Genomic DNA, 21,453 nt, shown 5'->3' on the forward strand with positions numbered 1-21,453 from the left:
AATCCAACATGGCAGGACTTACTGAATCCCAGGTCATAGGTGTCCTGTACGGAGGCGACTCCCCGGAGCGCGCCGGATCGCTGGTCTCGGGGAAGATGTCAGCGGACGCCCTCGCCACCCAGGGCTTTGACGTTCGGTTGATCGACCCCGCGGAGCCGAAAGCGTTCGAACGCCTTGCGGAGATCGATGTCGCGTTGATCGCGCTCCATGGCCCTGGGGGCGAGGACGGAAGGATCCAGGGCCTCCTGGATTCCCTCGGGGTTCCGTACACCGGATCGGGGGTGCTGGCTTCGGCGGTCGGCATGCACAAGCCGACCTTCAAGCGACTGATTGCCAGCTACGGCCTCGACACTCCCGCGTGGGTGACGGTCGACGACTCGCTCAGTGACGAAGACATGCTCCGGGTCGTGGAGTCGAAACTCGGCTGGCCGGTCTTCGTCAAACCGGCCGCAGGCGGCGGAAGCCTGGGCGCCGGCATCGTCCGGGAACCCTCTCAACTCTCCCGGATGCTGGCGGAGACGGATGAGGGCGGATACCGCGAGTACATGGTGGAGGAGCACGTGCTGGGGCGCCCGTGCTCGGTGGGCGTGCTCGAGTTGGCCGACGGTCTCGCTACTCTGCCGGTCCACGATGTGGAGACCGAGCACGAGTTCTACGACTACGCGGCCAAGCACGATCCGAGTCTGCGTACCGAGCACTGCCCGTCGATCCTGCCCAGCGAGGTGACAGAGCGGCTCCAGGCGGACGCACTCCGGGTGCACAGGATCCTCGGGGCCCACGGGGTCTCCCGGGTGGACTTCATGGTCCGAGAGGACGGGAGTTCGGTGGTGCTTGAGATCAACACCGTGCCCGGCCTCTCGGACCGGGGCAATCTGGCCACCATGGCGAGAGCCGCAGGGATCGCTTATCCCGACCTCGTGACCACCATCCTGCAGACTGCTTTCACCAGGACGGCCGCTGTTGCCTAGGAAGAACGGCTCCGCTGTCGTCCACCGGGTGCCCTACTTCTCCCAGTGGGAATCTCCGGAGCTGGTGGGCGAGTTTGTGACAGGCCGACGCACCGGGGCGGAGGACCCTCGTTGGCGGGATTCCGGTGCGGAGAGTCCGGAATCGTACGAGTTCTGGGCTCGGCGGCTCTGCGGGGTGGCCTGCCTGCGCATGGCTCTGAGCTACTGGTTCGGTACCGCACCGAACGCCTTCGAGCTCGCCGCGGAGTGCCTGGACGCGGGGGCCTACCGGGTAGAGGGACAACAGGTGGAGGGCCTGATCTATGCGCCTTTCGTGAGCTACGTGGTCGGCCGATGGCCGGTGAGCGCGGAGTCCCACCCGGAGCTGCCCGCCGAGGAGCTGGGGAAGCTGGTCGGCGCCGGGGCACTGCCGCTGCTCTCGGTGAGCTCGTCCATCCGTACGCCCGAGACCTCGCCCACGCATCGGGGCGGCCATCTGGTACTGGCCGTCGGCGCCAGCGATGCCGCGGTCTATCTGCATAACCCTTCCGGACTGCCCGGCGTCTCACAGGAGTTCGCCGAGGTTGCCTGGGACGACTTCGCCAGGTTCTATGCCGGCCGGGGCGTCGTGCTGCGACGCGCCGACGGCCGATGAAGCCGGCCACCGAGTGCCGAGTCCACCGACAGAAGGTTCGTTCAGCATGACTGGGAGTTCGGCGCCCATAGGCGTCTTCGACTCTGGTTTCGGCGGTTTGGCGCTGGTCTCCGCTGTGCAGCGGCTGCTGCCGACGGAGAATATCGTCTACCTGGGCGACAGTGCCCGGCAGCCCTACGGCCCCCGCCCGCTCGCCGAGATCCGGGAGATCTCCCTGGAATGCCTGGACCGGCTGGTCGACGATGGGGTGAAGGCGCTCGTGATCGCCTGCAACACGGCGAGCGCCGCGGCGCTCCGGGACGCACGCGAGCGCTATCGGATTCCAGTAATCGAGGTCGTAGGGCCGGCCAGCCGCACCGCGGCAAAGGCCACCAGGAACGGCCGGGTCGGCGTCGTGTGCACCGAGGCCACACGAGTTTCCAGGGCCTACGAGGACGCGTTCGCCGCCGCTCCGCACATCGACCTGGTCATCGCGGCGTGCCCGCCATTCGTCGACTTCGTCGAGGCAGGCGTGACCACCGGTCCGGAACTGGCGGCCGTGGTGCAGCGGTGTCTGGCCCCGCTGGTGGCGGCCGAGGTCGACACGCTCATCCTGGGCTGCACCCACTATTCGCTGATCAGCGAGGCCATTGCCGGGGCGATGGGCGAGCGGGTCCGACTGGTGTCGAGTGCCGAGACCGCCGCGGAGGAGCTGGCCGCATGTCTACGTCGGTCCAACCTGTGCCACCCCGCCACCGAGGGCCAGCCCTCATATCTGTTCCAGACGACAGGCGACCTCGGGTACTTCGAGAGCATCGGTAGCCGCCTTCTGGGTCTGCCCTTCCGGGGCCGCAGCGCCGAGGCCGTCAGCCGGGCGGTCTTCGCCCTGACCCATCGCTAACGCGACGACCGGCAGGAAGAACACGTTGAAGCTCGCCGTCATCGCCGGTGGCCAGACCGCGGAGGCCGAGGGCACTCTCGGTTCCGCCGATCGACTCTCCGTCTGCCCGCGACGGTGTTGATCTTGCCGTTTAACGTTCCGCCTCGAACAGGCGGACCTGGGGGTGGCATGATCGACTCCGGTTCGACTCGGCGGTGGGGTGGTGTGACGCGGGCGATTGGCGGACTGATCCGACGTTCGCGATGTGCCGGGCGTTGGCGGCCGGGGCGGATCTGTCCTCTTTCGCGGGCGGGCCGTTCGACGTGCGGGCGGCGGTGGCCGGCATCCGGCCCGAGACCAAGGATGGATTCCTGCTCGGCCAAGTCCCCTGGGAGCGTTTCTCACAGGGGGGAGACGTCAGGGATGCCGTTCACCTGCTGCACACCGACGGCTCCTTTCGTTCCGGAGCGGGCGTGGTGAGCGGCATGTGCGCCAACGACATGCGGGCCGCCGTTCTCGCCGTACCGTTCCTGATCCGCATCGCCGCCGACACCCGCCACCCCTGTCGTGCCGACGCTCTCGCCGTGGCCGCCTGCCCGGCCCGTGCCCTCCACTTCGGCGTCGCCTCCCGCGACGAACTACTGCTCCACCGCGCCGACTTCCAGGGCGGCGATCTGCACGACGACTACGGCGTCGAGGTGACCGGCTACCCTGCTGGCTGGTCGGTCGCCGCTGCCCGGGCCGCGATCACCGCCGACACCGCCCTCCTGCACCCCCTTCTCGGCAACCCCGACCCGTCGATACGTATCGACGCCGCCTACACACTGGCCACCGCCGCAGACCCCGACCGCGCCGTCCGCTCCTCCTTCCGTGCCCGGCTCGCCACTGAGCAGGACCCGAAGGTCAGCGCCGCCCTGGTCCTCGCCACCGCCGAAGCCACCCGCACGCACCCCCACGCGCCGACCACCACGTGGATGCGGGAACAGTGGCGGGACCGAACACAAGCACCCGAGGTCCGCCTGGCCGCCGCGATCGGCTGGCTCTGCCTCACCGACGAACCCGCCCCCGACGACTTGCGCACCGCCGTTGACGACCTCGCCACCGACGTACGCGCCCACACTATGGACGACCTGCGCTGGATGGCCAACGCCGGGGGATCCCACGAGACCGGACTTCAACGCTGCGTCCGAACGATGCTCCACCCCGACCAGCCCGACCCCGAGGATCGCGACGACCTGTGGGCCTCGCTCCGCTGACCGTGAGAGCAAGCCACCAGCGCTCAATCTTCGTTCAGGGACTCAGCGAGGCATACCTGAAGCGTCCGGGGAAACACCGCCGTCACTACACGCCCGAACCGTGCGGAGGGCCCGCACGAACTACACCGACCAGCTCCTCGAAGAGCTGGCAGCCAACAACAACTACCTCGTCAAGGCGGTCGAACCCGGCCCGCACGCTGTGAACTGGGCATCGCGGATCAGTGCCGCACACAAGTCCGGCAAGATCCCTCACGCACAGGAGCTCCGTGGAAAGCAGACTCACCGCGGCTACGAAATCTAGCTCGTCGACATCCCTGCCTGGCAACTCGTCGAACTCACTCCAATCACCGCGCCAGCCGGACTCACCCAGCCCCATACCGTGGCGGCCGCTCTCCAAGAGCAACCCCACCGCATGGAACTGACCAAATCCGTCTACAGCCGAGCCCTGCGCATCATCCAGGCCGTTATTACAGCCACCGAATCAAAGGGCCACACGGCGGCACTCGGCCCCACTCCAGCCGCCGCCCCGCCCCGCCCCGTCACCGTCGGCAGGCAGCACCGTACTTCACCATCACCACCCAAGGCGAATGCATCGACTTCCTCGTCCTGCAGGAACAGGACCACAGCAAACACGTCCCCACCGGCAAGGAACGCGCCGACGCTACGAAGCACACATGGATGCGCATCCCTGCTTCGACTACACCCCCGCCAACCGGCTGCGTTTCATCCTCCGCGGCAGCACCGCACACCGCGGCAACGAATAGGCCGACCTCCCTGGCCGGCCGCTGGAAGACCAGCTCGCCGAAATCGTGCAAGAAGTCGACCTCCGTGGCGAAGCCGCCGAACACAACCGCCACGTAGACGAGCAAACCCAGGAGGCGGCACAGCAGAATTGCGAAAGCGCCGTGCACAAAGCCCACGCCGCGTACACCCACACGCCTATCGCGTCAAGCACCTCGAAGAACGGACAGATGCCTGGCACCAGATCAAACGCCTGACCGAATTCGTCACAGCAGTGCGCAACCGCGCCACATCACTGCCACCCGGGCAGGAAAGGACCAAGATCGAGTCGTGGCTCGCGTTCGCAGACGCCCACCTCCAACAGCTCACCGAGTCCGCCTTGGCGCCGAAGCTGCCCACCGTCGCAGCCCAGCAGCTCAGATCTTGAGCCGTTCCTCAGCCACCGAAGCCGCTACGAACCTCGCTCCGACTGAGCCCCAAATCGGGCCATAACCGGCAGGATCTCGCCAAGAGACAGCAAAGAAGGGACTCTGGAAGACCGCACCTGACGCACCGCCACCTGCAGGAAGTCACTCCTGACGATCCATCAGAAAGTGCGTCAAACGTGCGTCATGAGGGCCTTCCATGCGTCGAATATGCGTCAAGATATCGCCCGTAACGCCCACAGCGCACATAATGCACACTCGGCGAAACCGCAGGTCAGGCACCCTTTTCGGCAGGCTCAAGGATCGCCACGCACTCCACATGATGCGTCATCGGAAACGGTTCAAAAGGAATTCGTTTCTCGCTCGTGGAGCTCTTCAGTAGATCGAGCCGGAGCCAACGCAGCCCAGCGCCAGTCCTCATCGCTGGCGGGGAGGGCACAGTCAAGGGTCACCGCGACGACTGACACGTCTTCTTGCTGCCGCTGTGTCTCCGCTTCCCGCTCTTGATGCTTCTGAACTTCGACAAGGCCATGGCCACGAGCTGGGCACTTGCGTTGTTTTGAGGCATCCCATCGGTCGCAGTGAAAGTAGGCCGTGAGGAAGATCCCAGCAGTCCTGGGGGCCTGGAGGTATCCGGCTACGAGCTGCTTGGCCAGCGCCGTATCGAGTGAGTCGTTCCAGCAACCCTTGCATTCGATGACGACTTTGATGGGATCGTTCCCCGTTCCCTCGTGGGCGGGTGCTTCGATCTGGATGTCGGTGCGCAGGCCGGGGAAGCCTGGACGGCGCACTTGGACCTCACGGTTGATGATGACTCGGTGGCCACCGATGTCCTGCAGGAGAAAGGTTGCGACAATGTCGCTGAAGTCCTCTTCCCAGCACGGCCACCATTCGGAGTGATTTACGCCGGCTCGCGCCCGGTTCCACAGGGCTACGATCAGTCCGTTGGGCCGGTGCAGGGCCTTCGCGAAGCGATCGAGGGATTCGATGATGATGTCGAGCAGATGGCGCTCGTCCGCGATCCAACGCAGTTGGGCGGTATCGGCGAGGCGGATCAGCTGCTCTGGTTCGACCGGTTCGGCATATCGGGCGGCGCCGATGCGCGTGGTGGCGCGGGCCTCTACTCGCAGCTGCCAGATGCCCGGGTACTCCTCGGAGAGGGTGCGCAGTTCGGCGGCGGCATCCAGGGTTCCTTTGTGGGCGAGGATGTTCGGCAGGGTGCGAGCCATGTCGTGCAGCCGGTCGTCGTCGTCGACGAAGCCGGATTGCAGCGGGCGATTGGCGATGGCGTCGATACCGACGTGGTTGACGAGCAGCCGGTAGAAGTCCGCAAGATCGCGTTCGGGCAGCGCGGCGACGGCCGTTGGCCAACTGCCCGGCGGAGCGGGCATGCGCGTCAGTTGGTGCAGGAACGCGTTGAGGGTGTCTGGATCGTCGAGACGGCGGCGGATGAGCGGCCAAGCGTCTGGCAGGGCCGTGAGATGCAGGAGGGCGACGGCCGCAAGCATCCACCGGACGTGTTCTGGTGAGTTGGACGCGTGGTCCGCTGGATTGTCGACCAGCGCGGCGGCCAACTGAAGGGACGCCTCTCCATCCTCAAGGGACGACCTGCTACCCGGGTAGCCGCCACGGCATCTTCCAGGGTCACCCTGGTGATCCAGGAGCCCGACTCCGGGGCATGCGTGAGGACTTCAGCCTCGGACTCGGGCTACTTCACAGGACGTGCCAAAGGCGATCACTGTATGGCCAACTCCAACGGGTGAGGCGCCGCTACGCTCACAGATTGGCATGGACACCAAGACGGCGTGGTCGGTGAAACGGCACCCCTCGTGACCAGGGTGCGACGCCGCCGCCTCTCAGGGAATTCGGGGGAATCGGGATGAAGCGTCCGACCGCGCGCCTGCGAGGCATGATCCTCGCCGTCGTCGCGTGCGTTCTCGCCGGTCTGCTGGGCGTGACCGCGGCGGCGGGCACGGCGTACGCCGCCCCGGCCAATCCGAACCCGATCAACTGGACGGTGGAAAAGCTCTTCTACGACCAGTACGGCAACGACATCCCGCTGCGCACCGGTCAGGACGACTACACGAGCCCGACCGGTCAGGTGATCGACGGGTTCGGCCGGGTCCACATCCAGCAACACGGGGTGGTCCCGCCCACACAGGACATCCAGGCCACCATCGCGAACCCGGCGAACTGCATCGCCGGCGCCGACGCCCGTATCCGGTGCACGAACGGGGAGACAAACCTCTTCGTGGTCTACAGCCCCGTGGTCGACCCCCGGTCCGGCGACAGCTACCCGTTCGGCATCATCACTGCCTACTACATCCTGCCGTGCATCGCGCCCGCGCCCGCCACCAACGTACGTCCGGACTGTGCCCCGTCGGTCCCCGCTCTGCCCACGACGCTGACGTACACCGGCCCCACCCGCGGCACCAACGGCAGCCCCCTGGCCCTATCCGCCTCACTCGTGGACGATCTGGGCATCCCGGTCCAGCGCAAGACCCTGGACTTCCGCGTCGGCACGGGCGACGCCGCCCAGTCCTGCGACGGAACCACGGACACCTCGGGCACCGCCCGCTGCACCATCGGCGAACTACGCCAGCCTTCCGGGGCGGTGGCCGTCACGGTGACGTTCACGGGTGCCGACGGGTTCAAACCCTCCTCGGACACCTCGTCCCTGGCGTCCGAGTCGCCGACGACGGTGAAGTACGCCGGACCCACGCAGGCCGTCAACGGCCGTCCGCTGGCACTTTCCGCCACCCTGAACAATTACGAGGGCAGTCCCGTGGCGGACCGGACCCTGCGCTTCCGCGTCGGCACGGGCGACGCCGCCCAGTCCTGCGACGGAACCACGGACACCTCGGGCACCGCCCGCTGCACCATCGGCGAACTACGCCAGCCGCCCACGTCCGTACCGGTCACGGTGACGTTCGCGGGCGACGCCGGATACGAGGCGTCCTCGGACTCCGCGACGGTGGCCGTCAAGTCCCCGACGACGCTGGAGTACACCGGACCCACCCGCCTCGCCAACGGCACCGGTGTCACGCTGTCGGGCGTGCTGAAGGACTATCTCGGCGCGCCGGTCGCGGACCGGTCCGTGCGCTTCGTCCTCGGCGAGGGCGCCACCGCCCAGCCGTGCGAGGGGACCACGGACGCGGCGGGCACCGCCCGGTGCACCATCGGCCGGGCCGACCAGCCGCTGAACGATGCGGCGACCGTGCCGCTGCGGGCGGCCTTCGCCGGGGACGCCAACTACCTCGCGTCGAGTACGACCGCGACGCTGCTCCTGGAGTACTACACCGGCCGTGCGTACGGCCTGTCGGCCCAGCTCAACCTGCCCCTGCTGCCTCCGGTCGCCCTGCCCGCGCAGCCCGACACCGGGCAGGTCCGAACGGCGTCCGCCACCACCACGGCGACGCCGTGCATCGCTGCCGTCCGGGCCGTCGTCCTCACCGCCGAGGGGCTGTGCCCGTCGGTGACCACTACGCTCGCGCCGGGCACTTCAACCGCCAGGACCGCGGTGACCACGGCCACCATCGGCCTTCCGGGCCTCCCCGTGATCGGCGTCTCGGGGCTGACGGCCACGGCGTCCAGCACCTGCGAGCGGGCGACCGGCAGCACCCGCCTCTCCCTGACGATCGGCGGTACGGCGGTCACCGTGCCGACCGCCCCGAACAGCGAGGTCAGCCTCCCCGGCGGCAGCCGGCTCGTCATCAACGAGCAGCAACCGGTCGCCGGGGCGTCCGAAGGGATCACGGTCAACGCCGTGCACCTGGTCGTCGCCGGCAACCTCGGCGACGTCGTTCTTGGCTCGGTCACCAGCGCGGTCCACAACTGCGCCACGTGACGATATCCGCGTGCAGATCTCAGAAGGCGTCGGAGGATGTCACCCGTGGACGTGAACGAGGCCAGGGACGAGTACGTCGAGTGCTTCCGCGCCCTCGCACGCGAAGGGCTCGACGAACTCTTCGTCCCGGGTCGGCTCCCGGGCTTGGCGGGCGGGCGCCTGGAGCACTTCGCCATCGTGGACAGGGAAATTTCGGTTCACGCGGAGACCCGCTTCTCCTTCCGCGGCCACCGCTTCCGCTACGAGCGACAGATCTGGCCGCCCGACTTCCCGCTGGAGATCAAGACCGCCCTCTACATCGAACACCTGAGGGAGCGGGTCCTCACCGGCCGCTACCAGACAACGGCGGACCCGGAGGCCGGCATCGAGATCTAGCTCCAACGCCGTGTAGTTAGGTGTGGGACTAGACCTCCCGGGGCGTGGCTGACGCTGATGGGGGCGCCAACGTGACGCAACGTACCGTCCAACCACCACCCGCCCAAGAACAGGGCCAGCACCCGCTCGACGTCGAGACCATGAGGAAGGGCGCCCGTCGCCTTCTCGCCGCGGACGTCGAGCCCCCCACCGCCGCCGAGCTGAGGCTGCTTACCGCTCAGCTCCGCGGCCACGTCGCGGCGGCCGCGCCAGACGTGGAGACGCTCGCCCTCGCGCTGCCGGAGGAAGACGTGCCGCGGACCTGCGCGCTCGCCTGCGTCGGTCAGGCGCGCCAGCGGTTCCACCAGCAGCCTGACGACACGTTGGACGCCAGGCTCGCGCCCGCGCAGGGACTCGCACACGTCGTCAACGCCCTCGCCGACCACTACGAGAACCTCGGCGGGGGTGACCGCGATGGCGTCTCGGGTTGAGTGGCAGTGGCGTGACCGCCCGTCCGGTCCCGCCTACCGGCAACGCGTTGTCGTGCACGATGAGGCCGAAACCGCCGACGCCGGTGCCCGGGCGGCCTTTCTACGGCTCGTGAACCACTGCCTGGCCTGCCCGTCCTGCCGCACCGTCGACGAGGACGGCTGGGCGAACGCCTCATGCGTGACGGCTGAGGAGCTGTACCAGGCGTGGCGACGGCTGTGGCACGCGCTCACCCTCACCGGGACCCCCAGCAGCATCGGGGAGGAGCGAGCTTCGTGAGGCTCAACCGGAAGACGGCCACCATCGCTGGCGTGGTGGCCTTTTGCATGGCCAGCGTCATCTACAGAGCGGCCAGCTCCCACGGCAGCGGGGACAAGACCAGTGCCGCTCCCCACGACACCCGGCACGCGTCACCGTCTCCCTCACCCACAGCGAAGGCCAAGGCCAAGCCGACGCCACCCCGCAGCCGAGAGGCCGCGGGGCTGTGGCGTACGTCGTCATGCCCGGTCCAACGAGCGACCGCGCGGCAGGACTTCCCCGGCTCTCACCGCTCTCTTCGCTCCTGGCCTGACGGGCTCCTGACCCGCCGAAGCGCGGAGGCAGCTGCCGACGCGCAACAGAACGCACCGCCGCCCGATCCCCCGAGGCGCTCCCGTACCCGCCCCACCCTTCCCTTTTCCTTTCTTTCTTTCCTGGAGGTGTGGGTGCGGGAGTGCAGAGGGGGATGTCGGGCTCGCGCGGGCGGCCCGACCAGCATGGTGACCTGCGGCAATGCCGGGCATGGCGTGGTAGTGCGGAAACAGTTGTCGGTGGGGATATCGGGCCGGTTGTCGGCCCGGTCGGGGGTGGGGTCATCGGATCGTGACCATGGTCGGACCTTGGTGGTCGCCAGACCGGTCGGGGCCGACTGCTGCTCTGGCCGTACACGCGGCGCCGGACAAGGCGGTGCCGCACCGTGCGGGAAGTGGGGAAGATCTGATGACGCGTGTGAACGCTGACGCGGGCGGCGGTGACCGGATGGCGCTGGCGGTGCTGGCGCAGTACCGGATGGCCACCACCGAACAGATGCACCATGTGATCGCTCCTGGGGTGCGGATCGAGCAGACGAGGCGGCGGCTGGCCAAGCTCCGTACCGAGGGGCTGGTCGACCGCATCACCCTCGCCCAGGCCGGGCGCACCCGGGTATGGTTCCCCACCACCTACGGGGTGCAGATCGCTTCCGAGTGGCCGGAGTTGCGGGGGCGGCGGCCGCCGAGGATGGTCGCCGACCGGACCGCGGTACGGCTGCGGGTCGGCCACGGACTGACCGTGACCGAGACTGCGCTGGCCTTCCTCCAGGACGCCCGGCGCCGCGGCGACCAGTGCCCGCCGCTGGACTGGATACCCGAGGTCTACCACTCCCTCGGCAGCGGAGAAGCCGTCATCCCGGACGCACTCCTGTTCTACCGGCGCGGCCCCGAGGGCGAGAAAGGGGCGATGCTGCGCGCGTTCCTGGAGATCGACCGGGCCACCATGGGCCCCGAACGCCTCGCCGCGAAAATCACCGCCTACGCCCGACTGCACCACTACATACCCGTACCCGTCGGCCGTCCCCGTTCGTTCGGCCACGAGCCGCCCCAGGAAGAATGGCGGCGGCACTACCCGCTCTTCCCACGCCTGCTCTTCGTCCTCGACAACACCGGCCCCGCCGGCATCGAAACCCGAATCACCGCCCTACGCGCGGCAGCAGACGACCTGCAACTGTCCGGCTTCCGACGCGAGGTCCTCATCCTGGCAGTACCCCTGGCCGACCTCCTCCACAACGGACCCTCAGCACCCCTCTGGCGCCCCATCCAAAACCCCGACCAACGCGTCAGCTGGATGCACCCCCACACATAGCCGCCCGACACAACCTCCCCAGCCCGCCTACCGCTGCTCTGCGCATCGGCTGCGCACCCCGACCACAGACCCGACCACGGCAGGTCACGGCGTTGCGCAGCCGATGCGCACCGATTGTGCAGACCACACCGGCTGATTGCGCAGACCCTGCGCTAGGGGTCGCCGCGCACACCGCGCAAGCACGTCCGGGACTGCGCAACTCACCGCTGCGCAAGCGTGCAGGCGCACCCGACCCGCGGTGCTCAATCGCGCGCCCGGTACGAGAACTGTATCCACCGCGCGCAGCCCCGACCGGCCATGAACGGGGCGACCACACCGGTGGTGGGGGCGGTGGTGGGCCCCACCACGCATGCACAAGCTCTCCCCTCGTTCGGCCCCGACCACGGGCGCCGTGGTCGGGGGCTTGTCAGTGAAAAGGACACTCCATACTTCTGGTGGGGCGGGTGGGACTCGAACCCACGGCCGACGGATTATGAGTCCTTTGAGGAATGTCCGCGATCTTCCCGACCCTTCCTCAAGCTTCCTTTTTCCGCAGGTCAGGGCCAGGTCTATATACGGCGGCACTCGGGCCCTTCCTGATCTTTCCCGGTCGTTCCGGCCCCTTACAGGCGCCCGGGCCCCGTCCAGGCCCCCTTACAGGCCTCTGGGGGGGGCCACCAGGTAATTGGATGGCTACGCGGCTCGCCCGCGCACAAGGGAGCTGGTCACCGCCATTCGCGGACTCCACTCCAAACAGCCGGGCAGCGGAGTGTCTTTCCAGCGCGCAGAGGCTCCTCTTCCAAGCACGTCCGGCACATCCGATCAACCGGCTCACCTCCGCTCGCGCGGAGAGGACTGGCGCTGGTAGGCGGGGATCAGCGCGCGGACCGGTTCACCTCCGCTTGCGCAGAGAGGACGCCGACGGGCTGGGTGCGGCGCCAGTACAGGTCGGCGATCAACGACTCCGGTTCACCTCCGCTTGCGCACAGAGGACCAGGCCCCGTTCGTGGCCGCCACGTCGGTGCGCGGTTCGCCTCCGCTTGCGCAGAGAGTACCCATTCGGCGCTCTTCGACATGCCGCCGATGACGGTTCACCTCCACTTGCGCAGAACTCGACGCCGGCCGCCGCCATCGGTACGACATCGCCGAGCTGCTGGGCGAGTTCCTCGAAGGAGATGACGCCGTAGTTGACGGTCTGGAACATCACGTCCATGACGTCGCTGGCGGCGGACGCCGACATGCCGTACGCGTTCAGTACCCCGAGAACGGCGCGGGCAGAGGTCTCCGTCGTGGTCAGGCCCGCTGATGCGCCCTGAGCCGCGACTTTGAGGATCTCCATGGCGTCCGCGCTGTCGAAGCCCGACGAGACGATCTGATAAAGGCCGTCTGCGAGCTGGTCGGCGGTCTGCGGCAGCTCGGTGGGCAGCTCGACGATCTGATCGGTGAAGGCTCCGACGTTCTCGAAGGTGATCTGCTGGGAGATCGTCAGCACGCTGGCCATCGCCCGCTCCAGCGAGATCGCCTGAGCCACACCGACGCCAAGAGCGGCACCGATGAGTAGACCGTTCTTCGCGGTCCGCGCAGCCTGGGCGCTCCGCCCGGCGACCAACTGGGCCTCGGCCCGAGCGACTTGCTGCGCCTGTCGCTGCGCGTTGCGCGCGGGCTCCCCGCCATGGCCGCCATCCGCGCTTTGGAGCCCCTGGTCAACCTCGCTCGCCTGCAGACCCACCGGCCCCCTCGCGGACACTTCCCGGTCCCCGCGTCCTGCCAGCGCCCCCAATCCAACGTTCCAACCGCCAGACCGGCGACCTGCGATGGCTCTAACCACCAGCAGATCGATACATCCCTGCAGGTCAGCGAAGTGCCAACCGCCACAGACCACACCGGCCCCAAACACACGAGTAGCGGATTCCTTCCGCTGGGAGGAAGTGGACGGTCCAACACCTCACTAGGAACGTTTCCGCAGGTCAGGGCATGCTCCTGGTGGGGCGGTGGGACTCGAACCCACGGCCGACGGATTATGTGTCCTTTGGGGATCTTGGCGGTCCTTGTCGATCAATGCCGATTCACGCCGTTCTTGCAGGTCAGATAGGGTGATGAGGCCCCACGGAGCCAGCCCATGCCACGCGGGAGGGTCTCGCCAGCTCGTGAACGGGGTTCGAACCCTCCCGCAGCGGATTCCCCTTCCAACGCGTAGAGGGTCCACCTCAGGGCAGGGCCCCAGGGAGTGCCACGTTCGCCTGGTTTGATCAGGGATGGGGTGGAGGGAGCAGGATGGCCTCGCCGCCATGAGGCATACGGCCCGGACGCCGGGGACGGTCGGCTTCGCCGCGCCAACCGGGCGGAGCGCGGATCCCTTCAGGACCGGGCGGCCCGTTCGGGGGTCAGCCGGGGCCGACCCGGGGTGCCGGGGCTGTCGGTCCGTCGCGCGGTGGGCGAACCCGGCGGAGCGCTCGGCCACTGCACGTGCGAAGTGGGGCGTCGTGCTGGTCAGCGGCGCGCGTACGGTCTGCACACGCGCCCCTGACCGGCCTCACACCGAGAACTCGCGTATCACCGTATTACGGAACACCGCACTGCCACCGATGGTGAACAGCGCGAGCCGGGTGTCCAGGAGGTACGGGAACACCTGGCTGGTGTGCGCGTAGCGGCCGTCGTCGACGAACATCTCCACCGAGGTGCGGTCCACCAGGATGCGCAGCTTCACCGTGCCGGCGGACGGGTCGAACGGGGTGTGGCTCTCCTGCCACTTGCCGGAGGCGTCGGCGTTCACCGTGTTGCGCCGGTTGAGGAAGGCGTAGTCGCCGTAGATCCCGGCGTCGATGTGCCGGCCGCCATCCGGAGAGCGTCTCAACTGGAGCCCAGCACCGGTTAGTTCGGACCAGGTGATCTCGGTCGTCACCTCGTAGGAGACGCCGGTGTAGTCGAGCACCTTCGTGCCGTCCACCGTTACGTCGCCCAGGTCCACCGTGCGGGAGACGTACGAGTCGAGGCCCGCGACCGGCTGGGAGGCGAGGTAGTACGTGCCGTCGGACGCCTTCTTCAGGGTGACCTCGCGGACGATGGAGTCGGTGCCGTTGAAGCCGTCGCAGTCGATGGTGGGGGTGGTGTGGACGTAGTCCCAGTCGTTCACCCAGCCGATCGCGTACCTGGCACCCGCGTCCACCGCGCCGCTCGCGTCCCGCTTCTCGAAGGTGACGCCGGCGTACCAGTCCCAGCCGTGGTCGAGCCACTGCGGGTCACTCGTGTCAGCGGTGAACGCGCTGCCGTCGAAGGAACCCGTCCAGTAGGCGTACGTGTTGGGCAGCCCCGAGCCCTTGCCGTTGGCGCTCGCGCCGAGCACCCACTTGACGGTGCCGTCGTCGGCGGCGACGCGGAACAGGTCGGGGCACTCCAGGACCCCGATGCCGTCGTGGACGAAACCGTCCACGTACGTCCAGGACTTGAGGTCGTCGGAGTGGTAGAAACCGATTTTGTCGTTCTCGGCGAGGGCCATCACCCAGCGGCCCCGGTCCTCGTCTCGGATCACCTTGGGGTCACGGAAGTCGGCGACGCCCGGGTTGGACAGGACCGGGTGGGTCCCGTAGTTGGTGAAGCTGAGACCGCCGTCGGTCGAGTAGTACAGGAACTGCTCCTGGTGGTCGGTGCCGCCGCCGGGGGACATGGTGACGATGACGACGACCGCGCCCGCGCCGAAGCCGGCCGTGTTGCCGGTGTCGACCACCGCCGAGCCCGACCAGAGGTCGCCGTTCACCGTGGTGTCCTTGGGCACGGCGACCCCGCGGTCGGTGAAGGAGACCAGGTCCTTGCTGGTGGCCAGGCGCCACGCGGTGCCGACGACGCCGGTGAAGTAGTCGGCGTTGAAGAGGTAGTAGTAGTGGTACTCGCCGTCGACCCAGACGGGCCGCTGCGGGTCGTTCTTCCACTGGTCGGGGACCGTGAAGTGGTACGCGGCGCGGTAACTCGCGCAGTTCGTAGCGGACTTGGCCTTGGCTTTGGCCGGGGCTTTGGGCTTCGGTACGGCCGTGGCCGTTCCGGTGGGCAGCAGGACAGCGGCTCCGCCTGCGGCCGACCCTGCGAACAACGTTCTCCGGGAGATCCCCGAGGTTCCGGGCATGACGCATCGCCCCTTTCATGACGCACAACGCACATGGCGTGAAACAGCGGCTCGTGTGAACGAGGACTGTAGACCTAACTCGTTAAAGGTCAAGCGTTCCCGACCCTTGACAGGCACATTGCTCGGTTCCCATCATCTTGGGCATCAACCCTGAACTAACACGAGTTAGGGCCACTCGATGACCGACTCGAACCTCCCCCGCCGCACGCTGTTGCGGTACGGCGCGTACGGGGCGGGCGCAGCCGCCCTGGCCGGTACCGCCGCCAGCTGGGACCGGCTCACCGGAGCCGACATCCCCGGCCGCGACGACGGCTCCCTCGTCGTCGCCACCCTCGGCTCAGCTTTCGACCCGGCCACCGTCGACGCTCTTACCAAGGGCTTCCACCGCATTCACCCGGACATCCCGCTGCGGGTGAATGCGGTGCAGGCTGTCGACTGGTCGGACTTCTTCGCCAAGATCCTCACCCAGATCGCCGCGGGCACCGCACCGGACCTGGTCTATGTAGCCACCGAGGGCGTGCAGTTGTTCGCCCGGAAGCTCGGAGTACCCCTGGACCACTGGGTGCGCCGGGACGCGGCGGAGCTGCGTGAGTACTTCGCCGACGTCCACCCCTCGCTCGTCGAGTCGATGATGTACGAGGGAAGCCTCTACCAGCTCCCCATGGAGTTCAACGCCGCCGACATGTACCTCAACAGGCGGGTGCTGAAGCGGACGGGCGCGGACTTCCCGGCCGCCGACTGGAGCCGCGACGACTTCACCGCGCTGCTGCGGGAGATGAGGCGGGCCGGCGGCGCGCACTTCACGCCGTACTTCTGGACCAACCGGCTGTGGGGCGGTGTGGTGCCCTGGCTCTTCGCGAACGGCACCAACCTGCTGAAGGAGTCCAAGGCGCCCGGCGGTTCGTGGCTGTGGGACAGCTTCTACCCAGCCGCCGAACGGCAGGGGCGCGGCGGCGGCTTCCGCTGGACGGCCCCGCAGGCCACCACCGCCCGGGTCGAGGAGTCGTACGACTATCTCGCCTCCCTCGTCCAGGAGGACCTGTGCTCGCGTCCCGAGGGCGGCAACGGCACCAACCTGGTCGGCGTGTTCTCCACCGGCCGCGTCGGCGTCACCCCGGCGGGCGGCTTCTGGGCGGGCGGCCTGCATCTGGCCGGCATGCGGGCGGCCGACTACGACGTGCAGTACTTCCCGCGCTGGCGCACCCAGCGCCACCAGTTCGGCGCGGCGGGCTACGCGCTGCTGCGCACCTCCAAGAAGCAGGAGGCCGCCTGGGAGTTCATCAAGTACACCGCCCGCAAGGACACGATGACCCAGCTGTTCCAGGGCAACCAGACGACCCCCGCCCGCCGTTCGATGCTGACTGCCGCCCGCTACGCCGAGACCGGCCCGGCGCACTGGCAGGTCTTCTACGACACCCTCGACCGGTTTCCCGACACCGGCCCGATCCCGGCGCCGCCGCAGGTCGCCGGGGTGACCGACGTCCTGCTCAAGTACACCGGCACCGCGCTGGCCTCACCCCGTGCGGTGGGTCCCGCGCTGCGGCAGATGCAGGGCGACCTGGAACAGGCCATGGAGCGTGAGGTATGACGAACACCCAGGTGCAGGAAGTGAGTTCACGGCCGGTCCCGCCATCCGCCACCGCCGCCCGGCCCTCCGTCCGCGACCGCGGCACCCGGCTGCTGGCCGGGCTGTTCCTGGCGCCCACGGTCGTCGGGATCGTCGTCTTCACGGTCGTACCGATCGTCGGGTCGGTGGTGCTGAGCCTGTTCCACTGGAACGTGATCGACCCGCCCCGCTTCGCCGGCGGCGCCAACTACCGGACCACCTTCACGGATTCGACCGTCCTGGTCTCCTTCCGCAACACGCTCGTCTTCATGGTCCTCGCGGTCGCGCTGCAACTCGTGATCGCGCTGACGCTGGCGCTCGTGCTGAACGGGCGGATGCCGGTGTGGCTGCGGTCGGTGTTCCGCTCGGCGTTCTTCTTCCCGCTGGTGCTGTCCGCGGCGTCCATCTCGGTGGTGATGAAGTACCTGTTCAACCAGGACTTCGGGGTGGTGAACTGGCTGATCGGCCTGGTCGGCATCGCGCCCGTGCCCTGGCTGACCTCGGAGCACGCGGCGATGGCCACGGTGATCCTGGTCTACGTCTGGCAGCAGTTCGGCTTCTCCTTCCTGCTGTTCGTCGGCGGTCTGAACAACATCCCCAAGGAGATCCACGAGGCCGCCGCCCTCGACGGCGCGACCGGCCTGCGCAAGCACCTCGGCATCACCCTGCCGCTGCTGTCGCCGACCCTGCTCGTCGCGTCGGTGGTCGGCATCATCAACGCCCTCCAGGTCTTCGAGCAGCCGTACGTCCTCACCGACGGCGGACCCGGCGACGCCACCCGCACGGTGGTGATGGTGATCTACGAACGGGCCTTCGAGCAGCTCGACTTCGGCGAGGCGTCCGCGGTGGGCGTGCTGCTCTTCGTCCTGATCATGGCGGTCACCGCCGTCCAGTTCCGGCTCAGCCGGCGTTTCGTCCACTACCAGTGAGCCGGTGATCCGTATGAGTGCCACGAGCGCAACGAGCCCAACGAGCGCTATGGGCAAAGCAACCCAGACCCCGACCCCATCCCCGACTCTGAGCCGCGCACGCCACTCGCTCGCCCCCTGGGCCCGGATCGCCGGACTGACCGTCTGCGCCCTGGTGACGCTCGGCCCGGTCATCTGGACCGTCTCCACCTCCCTGCGCACCCCGGCCCAGTCCTTCGACCTGCCCCCGCAGATCATTCCGACGCACCCGACGACCGCCGCCTACCGCGGGGTCTTCGACCAGATCGACGTATGGCTGCTCGCCCTGAACTCCACCCTCGTGACGGCGCTGATCGCGGTCGGCCAGATGATCACGGCGGGCCTGGCCGGATACGCCTTCGCTCGTATGGAGTTCCGCTTCAAGAAGCCGCTGTTCGGCCTGGTCCTGGCGACCATGATGGTGCCGTTGCAGGTCACCATCGTGCCCGTGTTCCTGGTGCTGAAGTCGATGGGCCTCACCGACACCCTCCTCGGCCTGATCATCCCCGCCTTCCCGACCGCCTTCGGCACCTTCCTCATGCGCCAGTACTTCCTCGGCATGCCGAAGGACCTCGGCGAGGCGGCCATGCTGGACGGCGCGGGCCCCTGGCGGATCTTCCGCTCGGTGTACGCCCCACTGGCCACACCCGGCCTCGCCATCGTCGGCGTACTCGCTTTCAACTACCACTGGAACGAGTTCTTCCGCCCGCTGATCCTGGAGACCTCCAGCCAGAACTACACGCTTCCGCTGGGCCTGGTCTCCCTCCAGGGCAACCTCGGCACCGGCTCGATCTCCGTGGTCCTCGCCGGAGTCGTGCTGTCGATGCTCCCCGCACTCGCCGTGTTCCTCGTGGGCCAGCGCCCGTTGCGCGAGGGCATCACCTCGGCAGGAGTCAACCGTTGAGCCAGGCCCCCCGTTTCAGGATCCGTCCGCCCGCGGGCTGGATCAACGACCCCAACGGTCCGTTCCGTTGGCGCGACCGCCACCACCTCTTCTACCAGTACAACCCGAACGCACCCGTCCACGCCGACATCCACTGGGGCCACGCCTCCAGTCGCGACCTCGTCCACTGGGACCACCACCCGATCGCCCTCACCCCGACACCCGGCGGCCCGGACGAGGCCGGCTGCTGGTCGGGCTGCGTCGTGGACGACGCCGGCACACCGACCGCCGTATACACAGGAATCGACCGGAACCACACCGGCCTCGGCACCATCTGCCTGGCGCGCTCGACCGACCCGGACGACGAACTCCTCACCGGGTGGAGACCGCTGCCGGACCCCGTCGTGGCCGGCCCACCACCGGGCCTGGACGTGGTGATGTTCCGCGACCCGTTCATCTTCCGCCACGCGCACCGGCGTTGGGCCCTCGTAGGAGCCGGACACGCCGACGGCACACCCTCGGTCCTCCTCTACGACTGCGAGGACCTGGCCGACTGGCGGTTCGCCGGAGTGCTGCTGGACGGCCGGGACCCGGTCGCCGCTGGGGTGTTCGGCGACAAGGGGGCGGTGGGCTGGGAGTGCCCGCAGCTGTACGGGACTCCGGGCGGCGACGACGTACTCCTCCTCTCCCTGTGGGACGGAGATCCGTGCTCAACCGGATATCTGACAGGTCATCTGGAAGCGGATGGCGAGAGAGAGTTGAGTTTCATGACACGGGTCGGCGGCCGGCTCGACCAGGGACGGGACTTCTACGCACCGGCCGTGCTCCAGGAGCCGGACCGGGCACTGCTGTGGGGCTGGTCGTGGGAGGCCCGCCCGCACGAGGAGGTGGAGCGGGCCGGATGGGCGGGGGTGCTCACCGCACCCCGTGTCGTGGGCGTACACCCCGACGGCTCACTGCGGGTGAGTCCGGCTCCGGAGCTCGAACTCCTGCGGGCGGCTGAGCCCTTCGTCAGCGGGCCGGGCAAGGTTCCGCTTCCGGAGTCGTACGACTTGACGGTCGTCGCGCGTGAGCCGACCACGGTGAGGCTGCTTCGGAACGCTTCGGGGCGGGAGTTGACGGTCCGGGCGGACCCCGCGGAGGGAACGGTCGTCCTCGACCGAACCGCCTGGCCCCGGACCGGCCGGGAAGGCTCCGCCCCGATCACTGTGCACGTGCCGAAGGGGCCGGAACTCGCGCTCCGGCTGCTCGTCGACGGCTCGCTCCTCGAACTCTTCGTCGCGGAACGGGCAATGGTCACCGAACGCGTCCACCGGCGCCCCGGCGACATCGCCGAGCTGACGGTCGACGGGCCGGGTGCCCGGGTCACCGGGTGGGCGCCGGCCCCACGGAGGCGCGGCTGACCACAGGGCATGCCAGACGCCGGACGGTCGCGGGCGGCGTACGGCCAGCGTCGATGGCATCCAGGAGCAGCCGGGCCGCCGCCTCGCCCATCGCCCGGTGCGGCAGCGCGACCGAGGTGAGCGGCGGGGTGAGGAACGCGGCCATGTGCTCCTGGTCGTCGTAACCGACCACCGACAGTTCGGCGGGCACATCGATCCCGAGCCGGGTCGCGGCATGCAGGACGCCCGCCGCGACCCGGTCGTTGTAGCACAGGACGCCCGTGGGGCGGCGGCCCGGATCGACCCCGTCGAGCAGGCGCAGCGCCCCTGCGTACCCCGCGGAGATCTCCCCGCCGCCGCGCACGATCCACTCCTCGGGCACGGTGACGCTCTCGGCGCGCAGCGCATCCCGGAAGCCGCGGGTACGTTCGACCGAGGCGATGTCGTCCAGACCGCCGATCACGGCGAGCCGGCGGTGGCCCGCACCGAGCAGCACCCGGGCCGCGGTACGGCCGCCGGCACGCTCGGCGGGAACCACGGCGGGCAGGGAGCCGTCCTCGGGCAGGCAGTTGGCCAGCACGGAGTGGGTGCGGTGCAGGCCTTCTGGAACGCGGACCCTGCGCAGTGACATGGCTGCGTAGATGATGCCGTCCACCCGCCGGTCGAGCAGTTCCGCGACGGCCGCGTCCTCCTTGACCCGGTCGCCGCCGGAGTCGACGGTGAGGACGAGATGGTCGCTGCTCCAGGCGGTCTCCATGGCGCCGCGCAGCAACCGACCGGCGAACGGAGAGGACGCGATCTCGTCGGTGACCAACCCGATCACGGCCGTACGGCGACGGCGCAGACCGCGGGCGACGGGGTCGGGGCGGTAGCCCAGCTGGACGGCCGCCTGCCGGATGCGTTCCTGGGTCGCGGGCGAGAGGTTGCCCTCGGCGCGGCCGTTGAACACGAAGGACACCGCGGTGTGCGACACGCCGGCAAGCCGGGCGACGTCCCGTGACGTCGGGCGCCCGGTGCCCGTGCTCCTGCTGTCCTCGGCACCGCCCATGCCGTCCGCCGCCCTCGCCCAGCCCGTCCCTGTCGATCAC

The 21,453-nt window shown here is 68.6% G+C and carries 18 protein-coding genes and 1 tRNA gene; 14 read left to right on the top strand and 5 right to left on the bottom strand.

The genetic code is table 11. The features are described 5' to 3' along the window. Positions 1-8 precede the first annotated feature (8 nt). The 5 genes from ACZ7M2_RS16610 (at position 9) to ACZ7M2_RS16630 (ending at position 4,018) form a co-directional block, all read left to right on the top strand. Positions 9-968, top strand: a complete 960-nt coding sequence (locus ACZ7M2_RS16610; protein WP_471595832.1) for a D-alanine--D-alanine ligase family protein — start codon at positions 9-11, stop codon at positions 966-968. A gap of 28 nt (positions 969-996) precedes the next feature. Beyond that, positions 997-1,602: a C39 family peptidase gene (locus tag ACZ7M2_RS16615; RefSeq protein ID WP_180362368.1), complete on the top strand. Its 606-nt coding sequence runs from the start codon at positions 997-999 to the stop codon at positions 1,600-1,602. 46 nt (positions 1,603-1,648) lie between these two features. Beyond that, positions 1,649-2,482, top strand: a complete 834-nt coding sequence (murI, locus tag ACZ7M2_RS16620; protein WP_101401176.1) for a glutamate racemase — start codon at positions 1,649-1,651, stop codon at positions 2,480-2,482. 242 nt (positions 2,483-2,724) lie between these two features. Continuing rightward, positions 2,725-3,717 (top strand): hypothetical protein, encoded by a 993-nt coding sequence (locus ACZ7M2_RS16625; protein ID WP_471595833.1) that lies wholly within the window; start codon positions 2,725-2,727, stop codon positions 3,715-3,717. Positions 3,718-3,817: 100 nt separating this feature from the next. Further along, complete coding sequence (locus ACZ7M2_RS16630; RefSeq protein WP_180362103.1) at positions 3,818-4,018, top strand: hypothetical protein; 201 nt, start codon at positions 3,818-3,820, stop codon at positions 4,016-4,018. A gap of 1,206 nt (positions 4,019-5,224) precedes the next feature. Here the strand turns inward: ACZ7M2_RS16630 and ACZ7M2_RS16635 are convergent. Then, entirely contained in the window at positions 5,225-6,457 is a 1,233-nt protein-coding gene (locus ACZ7M2_RS16635; RefSeq protein ID WP_471595834.1) for a hypothetical protein, read from the bottom strand. A gap of 305 nt (positions 6,458-6,762) precedes the next feature. On the opposite strand from ACZ7M2_RS16635, the gene ACZ7M2_RS16640 reads away from it, so the two are divergent. From ACZ7M2_RS16640 to ACZ7M2_RS16660, 5 genes are all read left to right on the top strand, one after another. Next, entirely contained in the window at positions 6,763-8,730 is a 1,968-nt protein-coding gene (locus ACZ7M2_RS16640; RefSeq protein WP_471595835.1) for a choice-of-anchor P family protein, read from the top strand. A gap of 45 nt (positions 8,731-8,775) precedes the next feature. Continuing rightward, on the top strand, positions 8,776-9,105 hold the full coding sequence (locus ACZ7M2_RS16645) for a hypothetical protein (RefSeq protein ID WP_471595836.1): 330 nt from the start codon (positions 8,776-8,778) through the stop codon (positions 9,103-9,105). Between the two features lie 71 nt (positions 9,106-9,176). Next, positions 9,177-9,575 (top strand): DUF6415 family natural product biosynthesis protein, encoded by a 399-nt coding sequence (locus tag ACZ7M2_RS16650; protein ID WP_471595837.1) that lies wholly within the window; start codon positions 9,177-9,179, stop codon positions 9,573-9,575. Beyond that, the gene (locus ACZ7M2_RS16655) at positions 9,559-9,852 is read left to right on the top strand and encodes a hypothetical protein (RefSeq protein ID WP_471595838.1); all 294 of its coding nucleotides are present in this window, start codon (positions 9,559-9,561) and stop codon (positions 9,850-9,852) included. The genes ACZ7M2_RS16650 and ACZ7M2_RS16655 overlap by 17 nt, the downstream gene beginning before the upstream one ends. Before the next feature lie 699 nt (positions 9,853-10,551). Further along, positions 10,552-11,451: a replication-relaxation family protein gene (locus tag ACZ7M2_RS16660; RefSeq protein WP_471595839.1), complete on the top strand. Its 900-nt coding sequence runs from the start codon at positions 10,552-10,554 to the stop codon at positions 11,449-11,451. A 432-nt stretch (positions 11,452-11,883) separates the two neighbouring features. Here ACZ7M2_RS16660 and ACZ7M2_RS16665 read toward each other — a convergent pair. The 3 genes from ACZ7M2_RS16665 to ACZ7M2_RS16675 form a co-directional block, all read right to left on the bottom strand. After that, positions 11,884-11,961 (bottom strand) — tRNA-Ser (locus tag ACZ7M2_RS16665). Between the two features lie 424 nt (positions 11,962-12,385). Beyond that, positions 12,386-13,159 (bottom strand): phage tail tape measure protein, encoded by a 774-nt coding sequence (locus tag ACZ7M2_RS16670; RefSeq protein WP_471595840.1) that lies wholly within the window; start codon positions 13,157-13,159, stop codon positions 12,386-12,388. Between the two features lie 804 nt (positions 13,160-13,963). Continuing rightward, a complete protein-coding gene (locus ACZ7M2_RS16675; protein ID WP_471595841.1) occupies positions 13,964-15,547 on the bottom strand; it encodes a glycoside hydrolase family 32 protein in 1,584 nt (527 codons plus the stop codon). A gap of 178 nt (positions 15,548-15,725) precedes the next feature. Between ACZ7M2_RS16675 and ACZ7M2_RS16680 the strand changes: the two genes are divergently transcribed. From ACZ7M2_RS16680 to ACZ7M2_RS16695, 4 genes are read left to right on the top strand one after another with little or no spacing between them, the layout of a single operon-like run. Then, positions 15,726-17,135 carry an extracellular solute-binding protein gene (locus ACZ7M2_RS16680; protein WP_471595842.1) on the top strand — a complete coding sequence of 470 codons (1,410 nt, stop codon included), beginning with the start codon at positions 15,726-15,728 and terminating at the stop codon, positions 17,133-17,135. Continuing rightward, complete coding sequence (locus tag ACZ7M2_RS16685; protein ID WP_471595843.1) at positions 17,132-18,082, top strand: carbohydrate ABC transporter permease; 951 nt, start codon at positions 17,132-17,134, stop codon at positions 18,080-18,082. The genes ACZ7M2_RS16680 and ACZ7M2_RS16685 overlap by 4 nt, the downstream gene beginning before the upstream one ends. Before the next feature lie 49 nt (positions 18,083-18,131). Further along, positions 18,132-19,004: a carbohydrate ABC transporter permease gene (locus ACZ7M2_RS16690; protein ID WP_471595844.1), complete on the top strand. Its 873-nt coding sequence runs from the start codon at positions 18,132-18,134 to the stop codon at positions 19,002-19,004. Beyond that, on the top strand, positions 19,001-20,386 hold the full coding sequence (locus ACZ7M2_RS16695; protein ID WP_471595845.1) for a glycoside hydrolase family 32 protein: 1,386 nt from the start codon (positions 19,001-19,003) through the stop codon (positions 20,384-20,386). Before ACZ7M2_RS16690 ends, ACZ7M2_RS16695 begins: the two co-directional genes overlap by 4 nt. Here the strand turns inward: ACZ7M2_RS16695 and ACZ7M2_RS16700 are convergent. Continuing rightward, the gene (locus ACZ7M2_RS16700) at positions 20,349-21,413 is read right to left on the bottom strand and encodes a LacI family DNA-binding transcriptional regulator (RefSeq protein ID WP_471595846.1); all 1,065 of its coding nucleotides are present in this window, start codon (positions 21,411-21,413) and stop codon (positions 20,349-20,351) included. The two genes, ACZ7M2_RS16695 and ACZ7M2_RS16700, sit on opposite strands and share 38 nt — an antisense overlap. Between the last annotated feature and the right edge of the window lie 40 nt (positions 21,414-21,453).

This window comes from Streptomyces sp. NPDC111507, assembly GCF_055638955.1.

Coding starts and splice junctions, on each gene's coding strand:
- ACZ7M2_RS16610 (WP_471595832.1), top strand. CDS start 9: ATGGCAGGACTTACTGAATCCCAGGTCATAGGTGTCCTGTACGGAGGC.
- murI (WP_101401176.1), top strand. CDS start 1,649: ATGACTGGGAGTTCGGCGCCCATAGGCGTCTTCGACTCTGGTTTCGGC.
- ACZ7M2_RS16625 (WP_471595833.1), top strand. CDS start 2,725: ATGTGCCGGGCGTTGGCGGCCGGGGCGGATCTGTCCTCTTTCGCGGGC.
- ACZ7M2_RS16640 (WP_471595835.1), top strand. CDS start 6,763: ATGAAGCGTCCGACCGCGCGCCTGCGAGGCATGATCCTCGCCGTCGTC.
- ACZ7M2_RS16655 (WP_471595838.1), top strand. CDS start 9,559: ATGGCGTCTCGGGTTGAGTGGCAGTGGCGTGACCGCCCGTCCGGTCCC.
- ACZ7M2_RS16660 (WP_471595839.1), top strand. CDS start 10,552: ATGACGCGTGTGAACGCTGACGCGGGCGGCGGTGACCGGATGGCGCTG.
- ACZ7M2_RS16675 (WP_471595841.1), bottom strand. CDS start 15,547: ATGCCCGGAACCTCGGGGATCTCCCGGAGAACGTTGTTCGCAGGGTCG.
- ACZ7M2_RS16680 (WP_471595842.1), top strand. CDS start 15,726: ATGACCGACTCGAACCTCCCCCGCCGCACGCTGTTGCGGTACGGCGCG.
- ACZ7M2_RS16685 (WP_471595843.1), top strand. CDS start 17,132: ATGACGAACACCCAGGTGCAGGAAGTGAGTTCACGGCCGGTCCCGCCA.
- ACZ7M2_RS16690 (WP_471595844.1), top strand. CDS start 18,132: ATGGGCAAAGCAACCCAGACCCCGACCCCATCCCCGACTCTGAGCCGC.
- ACZ7M2_RS16700 (WP_471595846.1), bottom strand. CDS start 21,413: ATGGGCGGTGCCGAGGACAGCAGGAGCACGGGCACCGGGCGCCCGACG.